Here is a 597-nt window from a genome sequence, read left to right as displayed (position 1 = left end):
CGCAGCGAATGTCGCTGCGACAGCATCATTCTGTTCTGATCGCTCTGTCATGAACAGAACACATCACCACACTATAAACTCAACAAGGCGTCTCACTCCGGAAGCTTACGATTCATCCTCGGGTCGTATATTCTCGGAGAAAACAGGCGTCTCAAAATAGCCGATCACGATCAGCGGGCTGCGCCACGCCATGGCCCACAGGGCCGCCTCAACCGGTTTTCTCCGATCGTTTGTTCAACACTCATCGAAGGAAACCAGATAATGTCTGAAGATCAGGAAATGCGCTAGGCAATCCGTGCACGCATGAAGGGCCGGATCCGGTTCAATGTCGCTACAGACAGTGACCCTGCCCCGAACATGCCCTCAGATTTAAGTTAGGGTCTGTGGGTTGTTGTATGCCGTTTTGGCGTGTTGAGCGAAAGCCTCTGGCGTCCTGCCATTGAGGCTGGTGTGGGGCCCGACAGCGATGTGTCGGCGACCAGACCGAGGCATTCCCGGGTGTAGTCGTCGACCACCGTCAGCACCCGGAAGCGCCGTCCGCTGTTCAACGCGTCCGACACGAAGTCCAGGCTCCAGCGTTGGTTCGGCCCATCGGGC

The 597-nt window shown here is 56.8% G+C and carries 1 pseudogene; it reads right to left on the bottom strand.

From position 1 onward, the window contains the following. Window positions 1-455: 455 nt before the first annotated feature. Window positions 456-597, bottom strand: a pseudogene (locus tag GOB82_RS13240) (DDE-type integrase/transposase/recombinase); the annotation flags it as partial.

This window comes from Acetobacter farinalis (assembly GCF_011516935.1).
Taxonomy (GTDB): domain Bacteria; phylum Pseudomonadota; class Alphaproteobacteria; order Acetobacterales; family Acetobacteraceae; genus Acetobacter; species Acetobacter farinalis.
Note: the sequence above shows the minus strand (reverse complement) of the source record. Positions and strands in the feature narration are given on the sequence as shown.